The 16157-nt window shown below is 65.4% G+C and carries 17 protein-coding genes, 1 pseudogene and 1 riboswitch; of the genes and pseudogenes, 10 read left to right on the top strand and 8 right to left on the bottom strand.

Annotated elements, in window-relative coordinates; all coding sequences use genetic code 11:
• Nucleotides 1–2 precede the first annotated feature (2 nt).
• The 3 genes from U5A57_RS38575 to U5A57_RS38565 all read right to left on the bottom strand — a co-directional run bounded on the left by U5A57_RS38575 (nucleotide 3) and on the right by U5A57_RS38565 (nucleotide 3059).
• Nucleotides 3–656: an urea amidolyase associated protein UAAP2 gene (locus U5A57_RS38575; RefSeq protein WP_233888895.1), complete on the bottom strand. Its 654-nt coding sequence runs from the start codon at nucleotides 654–656 to the stop codon at nucleotides 3–5.
• A gap of 16 nt (nucleotides 657–672) precedes the next feature.
• Nucleotides 673–1452: an urea amidolyase associated protein UAAP1 gene (locus tag U5A57_RS38570; RefSeq protein ID WP_321917330.1), complete on the bottom strand. Its 780-nt coding sequence runs from the start codon at nucleotides 1450–1452 to the stop codon at nucleotides 673–675.
• 56 nt (nucleotides 1453–1508) lie between these two features.
• Nucleotides 1509–1655, bottom strand: a riboswitch (guanidine-I (ykkC/yxkD leader).
• A gap of 516 nt (nucleotides 1656–2171) precedes the next feature.
• Entirely contained in the window at nucleotides 2172–3059 is an 888-nt protein-coding gene (locus tag U5A57_RS38565) for a LysR family transcriptional regulator (RefSeq protein WP_321917328.1), read from the bottom strand.
• A gap of 140 nt (nucleotides 3060–3199) precedes the next feature.
• On the opposite strand from U5A57_RS38565, the gene U5A57_RS38560 reads away from it, so the two are divergent.
• The 3 genes from U5A57_RS38560 (at nucleotide 3200) to U5A57_RS38550 (ending at nucleotide 6726) form a co-directional block, all read left to right on the top strand.
• A complete protein-coding gene (locus U5A57_RS38560) occupies nucleotides 3200–4483 on the top strand; it encodes an MFS transporter (RefSeq protein WP_321917327.1) in 1284 nt (427 codons plus the stop codon).
• A gap of 60 nt (nucleotides 4484–4543) precedes the next feature.
• Nucleotides 4544–5437: an amidohydrolase family protein gene (locus tag U5A57_RS38555; protein WP_321917326.1), complete on the top strand. Its 894-nt coding sequence runs from the start codon at nucleotides 4544–4546 to the stop codon at nucleotides 5435–5437.
• Nucleotides 5438–5700: 263 nt separating this feature from the next.
• Entirely contained in the window at nucleotides 5701–6726 is a 1026-nt protein-coding gene (locus U5A57_RS38550; RefSeq protein WP_321917324.1) for an Acg family FMN-binding oxidoreductase, read from the top strand.
• Nucleotides 6727–6822: 96 nt separating this feature from the next.
• Here U5A57_RS38550 and U5A57_RS38545 read toward each other — a convergent pair whose 3' ends face one another.
• The gene (locus tag U5A57_RS38545) at nucleotides 6823–7260 is read right to left on the bottom strand and encodes a hypothetical protein (protein WP_321917323.1); all 438 of its coding nucleotides are present in this window, start codon (nucleotides 7258–7260) and stop codon (nucleotides 6823–6825) included.
• 241 nt (nucleotides 7261–7501) lie between these two features.
• On the opposite strand from U5A57_RS38545, the gene U5A57_RS38540 reads away from it, so the two are divergent.
• The 6 genes and pseudogenes from U5A57_RS38540 (at nucleotide 7502) to U5A57_RS38515 (ending at nucleotide 12883) form a co-directional block, all read left to right on the top strand.
• A complete protein-coding gene (locus U5A57_RS38540; protein WP_321917377.1) occupies nucleotides 7502–8941 on the top strand; it encodes an MBL fold metallo-hydrolase in 1440 nt (479 codons plus the stop codon).
• A gap of 269 nt (nucleotides 8942–9210) precedes the next feature.
• Nucleotides 9211–10437 (top strand): annotated as a pseudogene (locus U5A57_RS38535) (PAS domain S-box protein); the annotation flags it as partial.
• Nucleotides 10434–11087 (top strand): response regulator transcription factor, encoded by a 654-nt coding sequence (locus U5A57_RS38530; RefSeq protein WP_321917322.1) that lies wholly within the window; start codon nucleotides 10434–10436, stop codon nucleotides 11085–11087. The pseudogene U5A57_RS38535 and the gene U5A57_RS38530, both read left to right, overlap by 4 nt.
• A 125-nt stretch (nucleotides 11088–11212) precedes the next feature.
• Nucleotides 11213–11620 (top strand): response regulator transcription factor, encoded by a 408-nt coding sequence (locus U5A57_RS38525; RefSeq protein ID WP_321917320.1) that lies wholly within the window; start codon nucleotides 11213–11215, stop codon nucleotides 11618–11620.
• Between the two features lie 13 nt (nucleotides 11621–11633).
• Complete coding sequence (locus U5A57_RS38520; protein WP_321917319.1) at nucleotides 11634–12407, top strand: helix-turn-helix domain-containing protein; 774 nt, start codon at nucleotides 11634–11636, stop codon at nucleotides 12405–12407.
• A gap of 80 nt (nucleotides 12408–12487) precedes the next feature.
• A complete protein-coding gene (locus U5A57_RS38515) occupies nucleotides 12488–12883 on the top strand; it encodes a c-type cytochrome (RefSeq protein WP_321917317.1) in 396 nt (131 codons plus the stop codon).
• A 9-nt stretch (nucleotides 12884–12892) separates the two neighbouring features.
• On the opposite strand, the gene U5A57_RS38510 is transcribed toward U5A57_RS38515, so the two are convergent.
• From U5A57_RS38510 to U5A57_RS38500, 3 genes are all read right to left on the bottom strand, one after another.
• Nucleotides 12893–13243 carry a hypothetical protein gene (locus tag U5A57_RS38510; protein WP_321917316.1) on the bottom strand — a complete coding sequence of 117 codons (351 nt, stop codon included), beginning with the start codon at nucleotides 13241–13243 and terminating at the stop codon, nucleotides 12893–12895.
• Nucleotides 13244–13312: 69 nt separating this feature from the next.
• The gene (locus tag U5A57_RS38505) at nucleotides 13313–13552 is read right to left on the bottom strand and encodes a UDP-glucose 4-epimerase (RefSeq protein WP_321917314.1); all 240 of its coding nucleotides are present in this window, start codon (nucleotides 13550–13552) and stop codon (nucleotides 13313–13315) included.
• A gap of 64 nt (nucleotides 13553–13616) precedes the next feature.
• A complete protein-coding gene (locus U5A57_RS38500; RefSeq protein ID WP_321917312.1) occupies nucleotides 13617–14051 on the bottom strand; it encodes an Hsp20/alpha crystallin family protein in 435 nt (144 codons plus the stop codon).
• A gap of 254 nt (nucleotides 14052–14305) precedes the next feature.
• Here U5A57_RS38500 and U5A57_RS38495 point away from each other — a divergent pair, with 254 nt between their 5' ends.
• Nucleotides 14306–15169, top strand: coding sequence for a universal stress protein (locus tag U5A57_RS38495; RefSeq protein WP_321917310.1), 864 nt, complete (start codon nucleotides 14306–14308; stop codon nucleotides 15167–15169).
• 122 nt (nucleotides 15170–15291) lie between these two features.
• Here the strand turns inward: U5A57_RS38495 and U5A57_RS38490 are convergent, their stop codons facing one another.
• A complete protein-coding gene (locus U5A57_RS38490) occupies nucleotides 15292–15981 on the bottom strand; it encodes a CBS domain-containing protein (RefSeq protein WP_321917308.1) in 690 nt (229 codons plus the stop codon).
• Nucleotides 15982–16157 lie beyond the last annotated feature (176 nt).

Genomic DNA, 16157 nt, shown 5'->3' with positions numbered 1-16157 from the left:
CGTCATGCCCCCCACACGAGCAGACGCACGGGCGTCGGGTTATAGCCGTTGCACGGATTGTTCAGCTGCGGGCAGTTCGAGATCAGCACCGTCACGTCCTGCTCCGCGCGCACTTCCACGTATTTGCCGGGCGCGGAGATGCCGTCTTCGAACGTGAGCTTGCCAAGCGGCGTAACGGGCACGTTCATGAAGAAGTTGATGTTGCTGACGATGTCGCGCTTGCCGAGCAGCGCGCCCACGCCGCACGTGCAGTGCGCAAGCGCGTTGAGGTAGCTGTCGCGGCAGCTGTGCATGTGGCGTTTTTCGAGCGCGTAGCGCACGGTGTTGCTCTCGGCCGCGCAGGCGCCGCCAAGCGTGTCGTGGCGGCCGCACGTATCGGCGACGATGGTGAGCAGCGGCGCGCCGCGGTTCGACATGAGCACGCTGCCCGCGCTCAGATAAAGGTTGCGCTGCGCACGAATGGTGTCCTGGGCGCTGTAGCGTTCGGTGGGATCGGCGCTGCTGTAGAACAGGGTATCGACGGCCTGGTTGCCTTCGAGGTCGACGATGCGCAGCGTTTCGCCGCGCTTCATGTCGTGCATCCACGGCTCGCCCGCAGGCAGAGTGAAATCGGTATGGGCATTGCGCTCGTCGAGCGCGCTTTCGATGATCGGCATGACAGATCCTTTGCGCTCAGGCGAACAGACGGTCGGTGTTGATGAAGCCGCGCTCGTTCTCGGCGCAGGCCGTGCGGCACAGGTCGTCGGCGCTGGCGGCCGCGTCCGCCGCGTAGGCGCGCCAGGCAACGAGCTTCACCGGCTTCGGCGCGTACTCGCCGTGCGGGTCGAGCGGGTGTGGGGCCGTTGAAAACGCCGCGAGCGTGTTCATCTCGAAGCGCAGGTCGAACGCCGCGCCCGCCTGCGAGTGGCGTGGCACGAATTCGAGCGAGCCGTCCTCGCCCACGGCCACCTTGCTGAAGAAGTTGACGTTGGCCACGAGATCGCGCGCGCCCAAGCCGTATTTCGCGAGTTCGAGCACGAGGCTGTCGCGGCCGTTGCGGATCATGTCGTTTCGGTGTGCCTGGTAGCGCCGCTCGCCATACTTGCGCATGGAGAGCGTCGCGTCACCCACCCCGCCGAGGGGGTCGTGCCAGCCGAGCGTATCCGCGGTAATCGAGGCGATCACGCGGCCCATGTCGGTATAAAGCGCATGGCCGCGCGTGAGATGGGCCGTGTGCTGCGCCTTGAGCGTGTCGGCCATGTTGTAGCGTTCCAGCGGATCTTCCTGGCGGTGGAACACGGCGGCGAGATTCGCGCCGCCTTCGAGGTCGATTACGCGCAACGCAAGTCCACGGCGCAGGATGCCCGACCAATGCGCGCCGGCGGGAATCACGGTTTCCCACAGCACGTCCACGGGTGGCAAGGCGGTTGGCAGGTCAGGCTGCGCGCAGGCAGAAGAGAAGCGGGTCGGCATGGAGGCTCCGGTTTGCGAAGGGAAAAAGCGTGAGAGGGCGACCGAACGACATCGCGACCTCCCGGGCTTTTATCCCTCCGTGGAGCCTCATCGCCGCCTTGCAGGCAAGGTGGGAGACGAGACCGGATTGCTCTCGGACCAGGCATCGAACACGCGGCATGAACTCATGCGTTGCGCCGACCGGAACCCTAGCGATCCTAAGATGATGCAAATTGCTTCGCACCTCTCGCCAGGCTATTTAGCGAGTTCTGTGCCAAGTCTGTCTGGGTGCGTTGAAGCCCGCCTCGACGCGCCCTCGCGGCGCGAGTGGGCGCGTGGCACGCGCCAGAACGCGCCACGTCCGCGCAATCGCAGTGCAGTGCGTGCACCATGTTGCGGGGCCAGGCACCGCGACGGGGCGGCGCGCCTGCCCATGCAGCGCCGCGCAGGCGCGAAAGTCCAATGGCATGTGAATTGCGTTTGCATGCGGCTCACGCAGCCCGCTCATTCACTTGCCCATGCGTCCAACGAGACTCGCCATGCAACCCGTCCCGCACTTCGCCGCGCGCCTGCGCCAGTTCCTCTATGTCGTGTTTGCCGCGCGCTTTATCGAACTCGCGCCGCGTGCGACTTCAAACGCGAAACGTGAATAGAGGCTGCTCGCCCTTCGAGCGTACCGTCACCCGGGGCGCGCGCCCGCAACGGCACGGCCGCAGCCACGCCTTTCCTGATTGATCGGTTCAACGCGAACTGAGCAACGAAGCGAACTTGTCGGCGAGCGTGGGCCGAGACCGGTGTGGCCAGATCGCGCTGAGTTCGAAGAACGGCAGCGCGCCGCCCTCGCGCACTTCACATACGCGCACGCCGGAAAACTGGAGCGCCTTGACGGATTCCGGCAGCAACGAAGCGCCGCACCCTGCCGCAACGCAAGCGAGCACGGTGAGCGACCGATTGGCGTCCTGCACGATATTGGCCTCGCAGCCGAACTTGCGAAACGCGCTCAGGATGCCCGCGCGCACCACCGGCAACTGGCCATGCGGAAACCAGACCAGCCCGATGCGTGCAAGATCCGCGAGGCCAAGCTTGCCGTCGGCGCCGAGCGGATACGACTCGTGCACGACCGCCAGCAGCCGCTCGCGCACGATCAGCTTCTCGCGCATTCGACCGCTCACGGCAACCGGCGTATGCAGCAGGCCAATGTCGATCTCGCCCGAATCGAGTGCGCTGGCCTGCTCCGCGTTGCTCATTTCGCGCAGCGTCAGTTCGACGTTGGGCACCGCGCGGCGCAGCGCCGCGATCGCCTTGGGCATCACCTCGAACAGCGCCGCCGACGCGAAGCCGATAGCGAGCCGCCCGCCACGCTGCGCGCCGATATCGCGGGCACGCCTTTCGGCCGCCTCGATGCGCGACACGCTCAGCCGGATGTCGTCGACGATCGCCTCGCCCGCTGGCGTCAGCGCCGCGCCGCGGCGCGTTCTCGCCAGCAGCTTCACGCCAAGGTCCTGTTCCAGCCGCGTGATGGCCTGACTGAGCGCGGGCTGCGCCATGCCCAGCTGGCTGGCCGCGCCAGTGACGCTGCCGGCGTCGACGACAGCGAGGAAATACTTGAGCGTGCGGACAGATTCCATATCAAAATGCTATGAAAGAACAACATTTCCATAGTATGCGCGCATTCCCGCCTTTTTTAGAATGACCTCCACCAATTAACAGCGGCCGTGCTGATCAAGCCCCGGCCGCCGCGCCCAGCGGCGCGCACAAGGAGACGACCATGCGCTGGTACCGGGACATCACACCCCTCGAAAAGAGAACGTTGTGGAGCTGCTTCGCAGGCTGGGCGCTCGACGGCGTCGACACGCAGGTCTTTTCCCTCGTCATTCCGTCGCTGCTGGCAACGTGGGGCATCAGCAAGGGCCAGGCCGGACTGATCGGCGGCGCAACGCTCGTAGCCGGTGCGCTAGGCGGCCTGCTCGCGGGCATTCTGGCTGACCGCGTGGGCCGCGTGCGGGCCCTGCAGATCACCGTCGTCTGGTTCTCGCTGTTCACATTCTTAAGCGCGTTCGCGCAGAACTTCGACCAGTTGCTGGTGTTGAAGACGTTGCAAGGCATTGGTTTCGGCGGCGAGTGGACGGCTGGCGCCGTACTCCTCAGCGAGACGATGAACCCGAAGCATCGCGGCAAGGCGATGGGTATCGTGCAAAGCGCTTGGGGCTTCGGCTGGGGCGGCGCGGTGCTGCTGTATATGCTGGTCTTTTCGTTCGTGTCGCCGCAATGGGCCTGGCGTGTGCTGTTCGCGATCGGTCTCGTGCCCGCGGTGCTCGTGCTGTACCTGCGCCGCAACATCGTCGAGCCGCCTCGCGAGGCGCAGACGGCGAGCGACGAACGTGGCCAGCGCGGCGTCTTCAGCATTGCCGCGGGCATTTTCGATCCCGCCGTGATTCGCACGACCCTCGTCGGCGCCCTGATCGGGCTCGGCGCGCATGGCGGCTATCACGCGATCACCACCTGGCTGCCGACTTACCTCAAGACCGAGCGCCACCTCTCAGTGCTGGGTACAGGCGGCTACCTGGCCGTTGTCATTGTCGCGTTCATCGTCGGCTGCTTCGTGAGCGCCTGGCTGCAGGACCGCATCGGGCGACGCCGGAACGTGATCCTCTTTGCCGTGTGCTGCGCGGTGATGGTCAACATCTACACGTTCCTGCCGCTCAGCGACACCACCATGTTGATCCTGAGCTTCCCGCTCGGGCTGTTCTCGGCGGGTATTCCAGCGACGCTCGGCGCACTCTTCAACGAGTTGTATCCGCAGGGCGTGCGCGGCACGGGTGTCGGGTTCTGCTACAACTTCGGCCGCATCGTATCGGCGGGTTTTCCGGTGTTGATCGGCCATATGAGCAGTTCGATGTCGCTCGGCGCGGCGCTCGGCATCGATGCAGGCGTGGCGTATGGCGTCGTCGTTATCGCGGCCTTGCTGCTGCCCGAGACACGCGGCCGCCGCATGGCGACCTCCGCGCAAAGCGGCGCGCGGACCGACGCCCCTGCCGCTTCGCGCAGCTGAGTGCGCGCCTTCCCGTCGCCACCCGCCGACCATTGAACCGACTCCCAGACTGAACACACGATGGACCTCACTTTGCCCGCAACCGCCGCCGATCCTTTCCTGGGCCTCTCCGGAAAGAACGCCGCGTGGCTCGATACAGCAGCATCGTGCGTGACCGGCATCGACTCGCATGCGCACATATTCGTGCAGGGGCTGCCCCTTGCCGCGCAGCGCCGTCACGCTCCCGACTACGACGCGACGCTCGATCAGTACGTCGACCAGCTCGATAGTCACGGCATGTCTCACGGCGTGCTCGTGCAGCCGAGCTTTCTTGGCGTCGACAATTCGTTTCTGGCGGCAGTGTCGAAGCGCTATGCGCGGCGCTTTCGCGGTGTCGCTGTCGTCGATCCGGAAGTCGGCGACAAGGAACTCGAGGCGCTGAATGCCGCGCATGTCGTCGGGGCGCGGCTGAATTTGATCGGTGTGCCGTTGCCCGATTTTCATGGCCGCCGGTGGTCGGCACTTCTTTCGCGGCTCAACGCGCTGCGCTGGCATGTCGAAGTGCAGGTGCACGCCGCCGATTTGCCCTATGTGCTCGACGCGCTGCTCGCGCACCGCTGCACGGTCGTGGTCGATCACTTCGGCCGTCCAGATGCCGCGCGCGGCGTAGACGATCCCGGTTTTCGCCATCTGGTGTCGAAGGCGTCGTCCGGCGACGTGTGGGTCAAGCTTTCCGCCGCTTATCGCAGCGTGCAAGGCGCGTGCGGCACCGAAAGCGCAATCGCACTCGCAGCGGCGCTGCTCGATGCATTCGGCGCGCAACGGCTCGTCTGGGGCAGCGACTGGCCCCATACGCAGCATCGCCACCTCGTCGACTACGCCGCGGCCGCGAACGCGCTGCAGCGGTGGATTCCCGACGAGGCAGCCAGACGGACGATTCTCACGACGTCGGCGGTGGAACTGTTTCGTTTCTAGTTTCTAGCTTCTAGCGCGCGGCGTTCGTCCTGGCTTCGCACGCTAAACACCTCAGGCGCGCCAGAGACCACGCAAGTGCAGCACAGCGCGGACGGCTATCTGCTCATCAGAAACCAGCGCTATCCGCGTAGGGTTGACTCAAGTCAATCGCGACCCCGCGTCGGCACCTAGACTGATCCCACGCCGCCCTTGTTGGCGGCTTTCTCAATCATGCCGCACTGATTTCACCGGGCGCCCCGCGCCATTGAGAGTCGGGATACACCATGCTCGACAAGCCACACGACCCTGCCGCCAGCGCCACGCCACTCGACAAGCTCGACGACTACGCGTTGCGTTACGCCGTGCGCCACGCAACGCTCGCCCCGTCGAGCCACAACAGCCAGCCGTGGCGCTTCGTCGCCAGCCGCGACCGGATCCTGCTGTGCGCCGACCGGCTACGGGCGCTGCCCGTTGTCGATCCGTACGATCGGGAGCTGATCATCAGTTGCGGTGCGGCGCTGTTCAATCTGCGCGTGGCGCTCGCGAGCCTGGGCATTGGCTATGCGATCACGCTTTTTCCAGCGAGCCTCGATCCCGACCTGCTCGCCGATGTGCGCCTGCTTCGCGAGCGTCCCGTTGGCGCGGAGCTGGCGGCGCTCGTGAGCGCCATTGCCCGGCGGGTCACCACACGTCGCCCGTTTTCTCCGGTGCCGGTCGCTGCGGCCGTCGAACGCGAACTCATCGACGCAGCCCGTGCCGAGGGCGTGGAAGTTGCGTGCGCAACCGAAGCCGGAACGCGCGAGGCGATCGCCGACCTCGTCGCCGAAGCCGACCAACGGCAGTTCGCCGACCCCAGGTTCCGCCGCGAACTCGCGAAATGGATCCACCCGCGCCACACTGGCGACGGCATGCCGTCCTACGCGGCCGGACTCGGTTCCCTGCTCGACTTCGCAACACCGCTTGCCGCCTCCGCGATACGCACATTCGACGTGGGTGGCGGCGTGGCGGCGACCCACCGGGAGCTGGCGGCGGCGTCGCCCCTGCTGCTGAGCATCGCGACGAGCGTCGACGATGCGCAGGCCTGGCTCGCGGCGGGCGAGGCGCTCGAGCGGGTGCTGCTGGTGCTGACTTCGCACGGACTGTGCGCTTCTTACTTGAACCAACCGATCGAGGTGGCCGAACTGCGTGCGCGGCTGAGTGCGCTGCTTGGCATGCCGGGAGCCGTTTGTCCGCAGGTCCTGCTGCGCATCGGACACGGCACGCCCGATGCGCCGTCGCCGCGCCGCCCGTTGAGCGAAGTCGTGGCGTAGGTCTTCATTCATCGCCTCGGGCGGCGCTTCGCCTGACGTTGGACATTCAGCCGCCGCCCGCTTGCGCTGGACCGCAGCGAGCCTCCACGTTCGTCCTTATCTGACGCCGCTCACTTCGCGCACGAAGTCGAGCTGCGCCTCCTCAAGCTGTTCGGCGCAGCGCGCATAGAGCCAGCCAGGGCCGTTGTCGCTGCTGTACATGCCGCGGCACAAGCCCTTGAGCCGTATCGTCGTGGTTCCATCCGCGGCCCTCTGACGCACCGCCCAGAAGTAGGCGATGCCGAATTCATGCGGCATGCGCGTCTCGATCGTATCGTCGGTCGCACGTTCGATGGGCGTGGGCGAGTGCCGCTGGACGAAAACCAGGGCGCGGGTCCAGGCCTGTGCGCAGTCGTCGGGGGCCGAGCAACGGATCGCGCTCTGCTCGCGTCGCGCTGCCAGTTCGGTTTCCGAACGGCGGAATGCGACGTTTTCTCCGTGGCGCGTATCGCGGTAAGCGGTACAAGCCGAAAGCGTTGCAATCAACAGGATCAAAACAAGCGCCCTGCCAGACGACAACCTGCTCCCCATTTCGCCCCCGCCGGAATCTCGGCCCGCGCACCGCGTGCCACCGACTCCAATGTACGAATCGGATGACGCGTTGCGATTGATCTGCCTCAAGGAGAGGCGGCCCGGGGCGATGCCTGTTTGTCTGATTCAAGTCAAAGCCGGCGCGCAGGCGCGCGTTCCAATCGATATCGGGCGTGCACATGGCGCGTGAAGCGAGGAGAGCATGATGAAGCTGACGTTTCTGGGCGCGGCACAAACGGTCACCGGGTCGCGCTACCTGCTGGAGGCGGGAGGCAAGCGGGTGCTGGTCGACTGCGGGCTTTTCCAGGGCACCAAAAACCTGCGGCTGCGCAACTGGGACCCACTGCCTTTTGCGGCCGACTCGCTCGACGCCGTCATCCTCACGCACGCGCATATCGACCATTGCGGCTACCTGCCCGTCCTGGCGCGCAACGGCTATCGCGGCCCGGTTTATTGCACGCCCGGAACCGCGGACCTGTGCGGCATCATGCTGCGCGACAGCGCACGGCTACAGGAGGAAGACGCGGCGTTTGCAAACCGCCACGGCTTCTCCAAACACCATCCCGCCCTTGCGCTCTACACCCTGGAAGACGCCGAACAGGCACTGCGGCTCATTGCGCCGCGCCCGTTCGATGAACCCGTTGCGCTCGGCGAGCAATTGACGTTTCGGCTGCTGCCCGCGGGCCATATCCTTGGCGCGGCGAGCGTGGTGCTGTGCAACGGGCATACGGTCACCGCGTTTTCCGGCGACCTCGGGCGCCCCGACGATCCGATCGTGCGCGCGCCTTCCCCACCGGTCCATGCGGACTATCTGGTGGTCGAATCGACCTACGGCGACCGGCTGCACGACGCGCTGAACCCCGAGGACGAACTCGCAGCGATGTTCGCGCGCACCTTCGCCCGCGGCGGCATCGTGGTCATGCCCTGCTTCGCGGTGGGACGCGCGCAGGAAGTCCTTTACTACATCGCGCGGCTGAAGCAGTCGGGGCGCATGGCGAATGTTCCGGTCTACCTCGACAGCCCAATGGCGATTGGCGTGACCGACCTGTACCGGCGTCATATGAGCGATCATCGGCTGACACTCCCGCAAGTGCACGCCATCGATCATGCGGCGTTCATGGCGCGAACGGTGGAGGAGTCAAAGGCCATTGCGGGGCGCCACGGCCCCATGGTCATCATTGCCGGCAGTGGCATGGCCACTGGCGGCCGCATTCTGCACCATCTGAACCTGTACGCATCGGACCCGCGCAACACGATCGCGCTCGTCGGATACCAGGCGCCCGGCACGCGCGGCGCGGCGCTCGAGGCCCATGCGCCCACCATCAAGCTGCACGGCGACTACGTGCGCGTGCGCGCAGAGATCTCCTCGATCACCTCGCTCTCTGCGCATGCCGATTACCGGGAAACCCTGCGCTGGCTCGCGGGCATGACGTGCCCGCCCCTTCGCACGTTCGTGACGCACGGTGAGCCCGCAGCGGCCGATGCCTTGCGCCGGCGCATCGCCGAGACACTGCACTGGGATTGCTGCGTGCCGGAATTCGGACAGTCGTTCGAGCTTGCCGAGCAAGCCGTGCGACCGTATCCCTGCCCGCCGTGCCCGCCGGACGAACTGGCGCCCGAGCAGGAGGCAGGCGCCACGCCCTGAAATGCTGCCGGAACACGGCACGCCGCGCCGGCACACCTCGCAAGCACGGACGACGAGCGTGAAATTTTTTTGGGACACGGTTTCCAGTGGCTCATAAAATCGGCATGGATCCCTGTGATACGGAATACTTGTGTCCCGCCCATTGAAGCCGACACTTCATATGCGAATGGCCTTCGCATCGATCTCGCGCCCGCATCGCGCTCCGGACGGTCGTCATGGGCCCGCGCGCTGACCCCCGCGCGCGCGCCGCAAAAGGCGCGGGCCCGGCAAGTTCTGCCTGCGCCATGGCCATTGCGCTCGCGGGCGCGCTCGGCGCCGCCGCGCTCGCGCTTCTCGCGCAACGCCTCGTGCGCGCAAACCCGGCGCCTGCGAGGGCGGCCGGCGACGCGCGGCTCAACGAAGCCCGCATGCTCGGGATCATCCGTTCGTCGATGGAAGCGATCGTCACTGTCGACGAAACCCAGCGTGTGTTGATCTTCAATCCAGCCGCCGAACAGGTGTTCGGCCTGTCCGCCAGGGAGGCGATCGGCTCGCCGCTCTCGCGCTTCATTCCCGAGCGGTTCCGGGCGGCGCACGCGCAGCATGTCGAACAGTTTGGCGAGACAGGCGTCACCGAGCGCCAGATGGGCCGCCCGCAACGTGTGCTCTACGGGGTGCGCGCCAATGGCGAGGAGTTTCCGATCGAAGCATCGATTTCGCAGATCCGTGACGGTTCGGGCAAGCTTTTCACGGTCATGCTGCGCGATATCACCGAACGCGTGCGCGCCGAGGAAGCGCTCAAGCGTTCGCGCGAGGAGTTGCGCGAGTTGTCGGCCAATCTCCAGAACGTGCGCGAGGCCGAAAAAACCCGCATCGCGCGCGAACTGCATGACTATCTCGGCCAGCAGCTCACGGCGCTCAAGATCGACCTCGCCGCGCTCGAGCGCCGCCTCGGGGAGGATGACGCCACCGATGTGCCCGCGCGCCTCGCCGGCATGCGCAACCTGATCGACGCGACCGTGGCTGCCTTGCGGCGCATCGCGGCCGACCTGCGGCCGGTCATGCTCGACGACCTCGGCCTCGTGCCCGCCATCGAGTGGCTGGCGAACGACTTCACGAGCCGCTACGGCATCGCCGTCGAGCGCGACCTGGATGCGGATGCCACGATGTTTTCGAACGCCGCCTCCTCGGCGCTCTTTCGCATCGTTCAGGAAGCCTTGACCAATGTCGCCCGCCATGCCGAAGCGAATTTCGTCGAGATTACGCTCAAGGTGGATGGGCCACGCTGTGTGCTGCGCATTGCCGACGACGGCGTGGGCGCCAGCGCCGATCCCGCCGATCCACCCAACGCGCAGCGCAACGCCTTGAGAGACAAGTCGTTTGGCCTGCTCGGCATTCGCGAGCGAGCCCACATGCTCGACGGCACCGTTGCCATTGCGACCGCGCCCGGAAAGGGCTTTGACATGACGATCACGTTCGCCCTCCCTGCCCTGCTTCCGGAAGGAGCCGCATCATGATCAAGGTGATCATCGCCGACGACCATGCGCTCATGCGTGACGGTCTGCGCCGCATACTGGAAAGCGAGCGCGACACGCAGTTCGAAGTCGTAGGCGAAGGCTGTGACAGCGCGACCACACTCGCGCTCGTGCGAGAGCGCGCAGCCCAGGTCCTGGTGCTCGACCTCTCGATGCCGGGACGCAGCGGCGTGGATCTCATCAAGCAGATCAAGGACGAAAAGCCCGAACTGCGCATTCTCGTGCTGACCATGCATGCCGAGCAGCAATACGCGGTGCGCGCCTTCAAGGCGGGCGCGTCGGGTTATCTCACCAAAGAATGCGCCAGCACGGAGCTGGTCACCGCCGTGACGAAGATCGCTTCCGGTGGCGTCTATATCAGCATGACGATGGCCGAGCGCTTCGCACAAAGCCTGAAGGAGCCGGCCGACACGCTTCCCCACCAGCGGCTTTCCGACCGCGAGTTCGAGGTGTTCCGGCGTATTGCGGCAGGCCAGACCATTACTGAAATCGCGCAGGAACTCTGCGTGAGTACGAAAACCGTCAGCACCTACAAGGTGCGCATTCTCGAGAAGATGCAGATGCCGCACGAAGCCGCGCTCGTGCGCTACGCGATGCGGCACAAGCTCATCGACGATCCCGACGAAGTCTGACCCTCGGGTGTCGCGGCCGATTGCCGCATGACTGTAGGAATCGCCCTACAGGCCTTCCGTTCCGCGTACGTCAATTTCCATCGCCGCCGATATTTTTTTGAGACGGCGTTGCCAATACTGGCTACATGAAAGCCAGTCCTGTCCGCACGCGCCTGCAGGTTTTCCTGGTCGAGGATGCGACCGCAGTGCGCAGGAAGATCGCCGAGGCATTGTCGGCCATTCCGGATGTGAGCGTGATTGGCGAAGCCGAGGATGCGGCCAGCGCCCTGACCGGCATCGCGCAAAGCGGTGCGGACGTCGCGGTGGTCGATTTGAGGCTTGCGAGCGGCAGCGGCATCGAATTGCTGTCCCTGCTGGCTCACGAGCAACCCTCGGTCGTGACGGTCGTGCTGACGAATCACTCCGCCGCACCGTTTCGCACCGCCTGCCAACGAGCGGGAGCCCATTTTTTCTTCGACAAGACGTCTGAGTTCGAAGCCGCTTGCGAAGCCATTGAAGCGCTAGTGAACCGGCGCGCCGCCCCCGCGCGCTGAACGGGAGACGATCATGTATGCCGAGGCAGCCTGCGAATCCTCACTGTCCACGCCGCTATCCCCGCCCTGGCTCGTCGTGTCGCCGCAGCCCGCCGAGCGCGACGCCGCTGCGCGCTGCTCGAGCTGCTCGCTGCGTGCGGTCTGCATGCCGCCGGACCTCACGGCCGCAGAACTCCGGCAACTCGACACCGTGGTCCTCACCACGCGCACCGTGCACCGCGGCGTAACGCTGTTTCGCGCGCACGACGCCTTCCAGAGCCTCTACGCCGTCCGTACCGGATCGTTCAAGACGGTCGTCATGCATCGGGACGGGCGCGAGCAGGTCACGGGCTTCCAGATTCCGGGCGAGCCGCTCGGGCTCGACGGCGTTTGCTCCGGCACACACCGCTGCGACGCCATTGCACTCGAAGACAGCACGGTTTGCATCATGCCGTTCGGCCAACTCGAAACGTTTTGCCGCGAGAGCCGGCGCATGCAGCGCCACCTCTACCGGCTGATGAGCGGCGAGATCGTGCGCGAGTCGCGCCTGATGATGCTCCTCGGCACGATGACCGCCGAACAGCGCCTCGCCGCGTTTCTGCTCGATCTCGCCGCGCGCTTCCAGGCGCGCGGCTACTCCGGCGCGCAACTCAACCTGAAGATGAGCCGCGAGGAAATCGGCTGCTTTCTCGGCCTGAAGCTCGAAACCGTGAGCCGGATGTTCTCGCGCTTTCAGCGCGAAGGCCTCGTCGAGCCCAATGGCAAGCAGATTCGCCTCGTCGATCTGGAAGGGCTCGCGCGCGTGTGACGCACGGCGCCGCTTTTTATTTCATTCATGCATCTGGCCGGCGGCACTGCGCTCCCCGGCTGCACTCGAGGAGACATTCGATGCCACGCCGTCCTGCACCTGTTGCTTGCCTCCCGGTGATTGCGTCGCTCCACGCGCGCGCGAACACGATCCTGTTTCACGCCGCAGCGGTATGCGCGGTGGCGCTGTATGCCGGTGCTGCGCACGCGCAGCTTGCCGAACCCACCGAGCTTGTCGATCAGCAGCACTGCATGTTCTGCCACACGTCGGATGCGCCATTTCTCGCGCCGTCGTTTCACCAGATCGCCGAGCGCTACCGCAACAAGCCGAATGCCGAGGTCATGCTCGAAGACAAGCTCAGGCACGGCGGCAAGCCCCACTGGGGCGACATGGCCATGCCGCTGCCCGCAGACCGCGGCGGCCCGCTATCGGCCGAAGACGCGCATACGCTCGTTCAGTGGGTACTGAGCCAGTAGTGGCGTCGATCAGTGATCGCCGCGCGGCGCACCGTTTCGGTAAACGGCGCCTGCGGGCGCGGCTGAACCCAGTTGGCGCTCGGCGGCGTCGAATGCCGCACGCATGGCAGCCACAGGGTCGTCACCTTCGCAATGGCCAAGCGGCGCGAGTTGCCTCGAAGTCGAAACGAGGTCGAGACGAACGTCATAGGCCGGGCGGCAGCTTCCCGGCTGCACGGAGTGCATTCGCTCGATCGCGAGATGACACCCTGCCAGCACGCCGCTGAACCGCTCGAGGCGCAGCAACTGAACGCCGGCTTCCGCCTCGAGGGCAGATGAACCGGCGAAACCCAGATAGACGATTTGCATCCCGAGTCCCATCGCCGCGCCCCTTCAGAAGTCGGCATCGTCGCTACCCGAAGGCTCGCTACTGCCTCCAGGCAGGCCTTTCTACACTTCGAACGCGTGATGGATTTTCAGGTCGATCCACACCATGCCTTCGCGCAACCCCTCGAGCACCGCCTCTCGCTCGGTTTCAAACACGCGATGATGCGCAAACGCGTGGGAGAAGCACTGCGTTTGTGGACCGTGCGTGACGCTGACTTCACAGAGAAAGCCGCCCTGCGGAGCCGGCGATGTGCGGGCCTGAACGCTCCAGGCGCCCGAGTCGATATGGCCGGTAAGTGACATGATTTCGTTCTCCCAAGAAGGCGCGCAGCGAATGCGCCTGCGGCACAATGGCGCGCGCCATGGCTCACTGGATCTGCAGTCGCTTCTGTTCCGCAGGCGCCTTTTTCGGCAGCGTGAGCGAGAGCACGCCATCCTGATACTGCGCGTTGGCGCTGCTTTCGTCGATATCGCTGGCAAGCGAGAACGTGCGTGCGAAGGCGCCGCTGTACCGTTCGCGGCGAATGACGCGCTCGCCTTCCTTCTGCTCGGTCGTGCGCTCGACCTTCGCGTGAATCGAAACCACATTCCCGTCGATCTTCACGTCGATGTCCTTTTTGTCGACACCCGGCATCTCGGCCTTGACCGTGTAGGCCTTCTCGCTTTCCGTAACGTCGAGCTTGATCGTCGCGAGTTCGCTCTCCTCGGCGGCCAGCACGCCGCGCATTGGCCGGAACAGCCCCTGGAAGAGGTCCGAAACAGGCTCCATGGAAAACGGGTCATAACGTGTCAGATTGCTCATTGCCTTGCCTCCTTTTCGGCTTGCGTGGCGCACGAACTCTGCGAAGCGTCGCGCTGTATTCAATCTACGCACGGACTGCCGTTTCCGATTGATCTGCCTCAATGTCTCCTTTTTTCCGGGTTCCAGGGGCGACCTATTTCGCCAGGAAGAGATGGTTGATTCAAATCAATCGCAACGAGCCCGCCGTCCCTAGACTCGAATCACTTTCTCCGCCTCGAGGGGCGGTGGAACGCCCCCGTTCGCTGGAGATCACGATGAGCTACAAGACGATCATGGTGCACATGGACACGAGCGCACGCGCAAGCGCGCGTCTCGCGCTTGCGTTGAAGCTGGGCCGCCGGTTTGGCGCGCATCTGGATGGACTGTTCGCGGCGTTCGAGCCGCGCCCGCGCGAGTTTTACGTGATGGCCGGCACGGCCGACTATTACGACACGCACCGCAAGCTGCGGCGCGAACAACGCGGCGCGATCGAGCGCCTCTTTCGAGCCGAGCTGTTGCGAGCGCAGGTCGATGGCGCCTGGGTGACGGCCGAGGGGGATCCGGTCACGGCGGTCATGCAGCGCAGCCGGAGCGCCGACCTCGTGATCGTGGGGCAAACCGATCGGGACGATCCGGAATCCTATATTGCTGAGCACTTTACGGAGACCGTGCTGCTTGGCGCGGGCGGCCCCGTGCTGGTCGTGCCGTATGCAGGCAGCTTCGAGTCGGTGGGCGAGCGCGTGCTCGTGGCCTGGAACGGCAGCCGCGAGGCCGCGCGCGCCGTGCACGACGCCATGCCTTTCATCGCGCGGGCGGCCCACGTGACCATCGTGGCCGCTTCTGCAACCGCTTCTCTGTCCGCTTCTACGTCCATCGTGCCTGCCGAGCGGCAAGCGTCGTGTGCCGACCTCGCGGCCATGCTTGCGCGCCATGGCGCAACGAAGGTCGAAATCACCCGGTTCGACCGCGACGCCGCCGCAGCCACGGGCGACGCGCTGCTCAGTTTTGCGGCAGACGGCGGCTACGATCTGCTCGTGATGGGGGCATACGGTCACGCGCGCCTGCAGGAACTCGTTTTGGGCGGCGCCACACGCTCGATCCTGGCCACGATGACGCTGCCGGTGCTCATGTCGCACTGACGCAGCGCCACACGCCGAGCGTCGACACACGGGAAGCAGCACGACGGCGAAGCCCGACAAAAAAACCGGGCCAGTCGTGTTGCTGGCCCAGCCTTCCCCACGCCTGAACGCGTCCGCCTTTCTTACATCGGCGTGAACACCACCGGGTAGCCGAGATGGTCCTCGACACCCTTGACGCCGGGCACGAGCTGCGCCGAGACGAGTATCGCCTTGCGCTCCTCCTCCGAGTTCACCGTACCCCAGAAGTGGACAACGCCCTCCTTCACGACGACGTTCTCCGCCGGCATTGCCCAGCGATGCCCGGCGAGCGCCTGAATCACGTCGCGATGGATGGTCTCGTCCGAAACGAGCCCTGCCTGATCGGGGCGCGCCGCGCTCGCCAGCGCGCGGATCAGGTTCGCACGGCTGACGATACCCACGAGCTTGCCCTGATCCAGCACCGGCACCCGCTTGATTCGAAGGCGTTCGAGCACATCGGCGATCTCGCTGAGTGGCGTGGAAGGCGAAACCGAAACGACATTGGCGGTCATGACGTCGTCCACCTTCACCGCGTTTTCCTTCAGGTACTCGCCCGCGAGCTTGCGCGTCGAATGGAGGAATTCCCCAAACCAGCTTCGCTGCGGCTTGCCGGTGCCCGTTTCCACGCGATGTAGCAAATCGCTTTCACTGAGAATGCCGACAACGGCTCCGCTATCGTCGACGACCGGAATGCCGCTGATGTGATGGTCGGCGAGCAGCGTCGCCGCCTCGAAAATCGACGCATTGGGGCGCACGGTGATGACGTCCGTCGTCATGATGTCTGATGCTTGCATGAGGTCCTCCGTTAAGGGCCAACGCCCCGGTATGACTCAATTTAGAGATTGCCGGGCTGCGCGCATTGACTTGAATCAAGCGCGCGGCCCGCTATCCGGCAGCGGAAAGCCCGCGGTTGCCCATGGCGAATCACATTTCGATGATGACCTTCAACGCATGCGTGCTGGCCGCCTGT

This window comes from Paraburkholderia sp. J11-2 (assembly GCF_905220185.1).
Taxonomy (GTDB): domain Bacteria; phylum Pseudomonadota; class Gammaproteobacteria; order Burkholderiales; family Burkholderiaceae; genus Paraburkholderia.
The sequence above is the reverse complement of the archived record's forward strand: the minus strand, read 5'-3'. Positions and strand labels throughout refer to the sequence as shown.